Origin of the sequence: Mesorhizobium sp. M7A.F.Ca.ET.027.03.2.1, assembly GCF_003999175.1 — a bacterium.
In the GTDB taxonomy this organism is placed as follows: Bacteria; Pseudomonadota; Alphaproteobacteria; order Rhizobiales; family Rhizobiaceae; genus Mesorhizobium.
This window is the reverse complement of record NZ_RZOM01000833.1, coordinates 1-2822: the sequence shown is the minus strand read 5'-3', so window position 1 is coordinate 2822 and position 2822 is coordinate 1. Positions and strand designations below refer to the sequence as shown.

General features: G+C 60.2%; 2 protein-coding genes and 1 pseudogene. All 3 read right to left on the bottom strand.

Going from position 1 to position 2822, the window contains the following annotated elements:
- Positions 1 to 793 (bottom strand): annotated as a pseudogene (locus tag EN750_RS27660) (FGGY family carbohydrate kinase); the annotation flags it as partial.
- Positions 794 to 891: 98 nt separating this feature from the next.
- Positions 892 to 2616 (bottom strand): ABC transporter substrate-binding protein, encoded by a 1725-nt coding sequence (locus tag EN750_RS27655; protein WP_127321930.1) that lies wholly within the window; start codon positions 2614 to 2616, stop codon positions 892 to 894.
- A 79-nt stretch (positions 2617 to 2695) separates the two neighbouring features.
- Positions 2696 to 2822, bottom strand: a 127-nt coding sequence (locus EN750_RS27650; RefSeq protein ID WP_245482831.1) for a DUF2160 family membrane protein, incomplete at its 5' end; no start/stop codon positions are given.

Here is a 2822-nt window from a genome sequence, read left to right as displayed (position 1 = left end):
GTGCCGTAGGTCGATTTCATCATGCCTGGCTCGAAGCAGGCCTGGCCGATGGTCGCGGCGTGCTGGTCGCCGGCGACACCGAGGATTCTTATCTCGGCGCCAAAGAGATTTTTCTCCGTGATTCCATAGTCATCGGCGCAGTCTTTCACTCGGGAAGCATTTTTGCTGGGATGTTAAGGATCGACAGCAGCTCGTCGTCCCAGGCATTCTCAGCGATGTTGTAGACCAGCGTGCGCGAGGCGTTGGTGGCGTCCGTGGCGTGGACCTTGCCGCCAGTCAGCCGCCAGATCAAAAAGCTGTCGATGGTGCCCGCGAGCAGTTCGCCTTTCTCGGCGCGTTTTCTCGCACCCTTCACCTTGTTCAGTATCCAAGCGATTTTGGTGCCGGAAAAATAGGGATCAAGCAGCAGGCCGGTCTTCTTGGTGAATGTCTTTTCCAGGCCCTGCTTCTTGAGTTTCTGGCACAGCGGCGCGGTGCGCCGGTCCTGCCAGACAATGGCATTGTGGATCGGCTTGCCGGTCGCCTTGTCCCAGATGACGACTGTTTCGCGCTGATTGGTGATACCGAGTGCCGCCACGTCGGAAGCATTCCGGCCGGCCTTCTTCAGCGCCGCCTTCACGGTCGACACCACACTCGCCCAGATATCTTCCGGATCGTGCTCGACCCAGCCGGAGGCCGGATAGTGCTGGGCGAATTCCTTTTGCCCACTGCCGGCGACCTTCATCTCGCCGTCGAACAGGATCGCCCGGGTCGAAGTCGTGCCCTGGTCGATGGCAAGGATATATCTGGTCATTATGCCTCCCCGCTTAGTCTTTTACACAAACAGGGGAGACGGCAAGATGCCGCCTCCCCCCAATGTCATACGGGCGCAGACGCCCGCTTAGAACAATCTTACTTCTGCCAGCTCTTCACCAGCTCGTCGTAATTGATGGTGACCGGCTTTTCCTTCTCGTTCTCGATCTTCAGCTGAGGAGCGAGATTGCCCTTCTTGACCGCGTCGGCGTTCCAGTAGGCGAGGTCATGCTCTTCGGCCATCTTCGGACCGATGTCGCCCTGGATGCCGGCCTTTTCCAGGCGTTCCATGACCTTTTCCTGCTCAGAGCAAAGCGAGTCCATCGCCTCCTGTGCCGTCTTGGCACCCGACGACGCATCGCCGATCGCCTGCCACCAGAGCTGTGCCAGCTTCGGATAGTCCGGAACGTTCGTTCCGGTCGGCGACCACTGAACACGGGCCGGCGAGCGGTAGAACTCGATCAGGCCGCCGAGCTTCGGAGCGCGTTCCGTGAAGCTCTTGTCCTGGATCGTCGACTCGCGGATGAGCGTCAGGCCGACATGGCTCTTCTTCACGTCGACCGTCTTCGACACCACGAACTGCGCATAGAGCCAGGCGGCCTTGGCGCGATCGTCAGGCGTGGACTTGAGAAGCGTCCATGAACCCACATCCTGGTAGCCGAGCTTCATGCCGTCCTTCCAGTAGACGCCATGCGGCGAGGGAGCAAAGCGCCATTTCGGGGTGCCGTCCGCGTTCACGACCGGCAGCCCGTCCTTGACGAAGGAGGCAGTGAAGGCGGTGTAAGTGAACATCTGCTGCGCGACCGTGCCCTGCGACGGGACGGGGCCGGATTCGCCGAACGTCATGCCTTGGGCTTCCGGCGGGGCATAGGCCTTCAGCCAATCCAGGTACTTCTGGATCGAATACACGGAAGCCGGGCCATTGGTGTCGCCGCCGCGCGCGACGCACGAGCCGACAGGCTGCGACTTCTCGTTGACCTTGATGCCCCATTCGTCGACCGGAAGACCGTTCGGCAGGCCCTTGTCGCCATTGCCGGCCATGGACAGCCAGGCATCGGTGAACCGCCAGCCGAGCGACGGATCCTTCTTGCCGTAGTCCATGTGGCCATAGACCTTCTTGCCGTCGATCTCGCGGCCGGTGAAGAACTCGGCGATGTCCTCATAGGCCGACCAGTTGACCGGAACGCCGAGGTCGTAGCCGTACTTGGCCTTGAAATCGGCCTTGTTCTTCTCGTCGTTGAACCAGTCGTAGCGGAACCAGTAGAGATTCGCGAACTGCTGGTCGGGCAGCTGGTAGAGGTCGCCGTCCGGAGCGGTCGTGAACTTGGTGCCGATGAAGTCGGCGAGGTCGAGGTTGGGGTTAGTGACGTCCTTGCCCTCATTCGCCATCCACTTGGTCAGGCTGCGCGCCTGCTGGTAGCGCCAGTGCGTGCCGATCAGGTCGGAGTCGTTGACGTAGGCGTCATAGATATTCTCGCCCGACTGCATCTGCGTCTGCAGCTTTTCGACGACATCGCCTTCCCCGATCAGGTCGTGGGTGATCTTGATGCCGGTGATCGCGGTGAAAGCGGGCGCCAGAACCTTGGACTCATAGCTATGCGTATCGATGGTCTCGGAGACCACCTTGATGTCCATGCCGGCGAAAGGCTTCGCGGCATCGATGAACCATTGCAGCTCGGCTTCCTGGCCGGCGCGATCGAGCGTCGACAAGTCCTTGATTTCGGTATCGAGGAAGGTCTTGGCTTCGTCCATTCCGGCATAGGCCTGGCCTGCTCCCCAGAGCAGGACAAGCGCAGTCGTTGATGTTAAAAATTGCCTTCGCATTTCGTTTCCTCCACTTTTCAAGTTTCAAGTGCGATCTGGAGCGGTCGTCGGCACGCGGTCGCTCCAACAGTTTCCCCCTCTATACGTAGCGGAACACGCCGACGGCGTAGACTACGGAGAGAGCGAGAGCCCACCACAGGTTGGGTCCGACAAGACCCAGCCAAGCGAGATGGATAAAGGCGCTGCCGAGCAGCGAAACAAAGAGG

What these genes read in the sequence shown, in the direction of transcription:
- EN750_RS27655 (WP_127321930.1), bottom strand. Translation starts at nt 2,616, where the DNA reads ATGCGAAGGCAATTTTTAACATCAACGACTGCGCTTGTCCTGCTCTGG.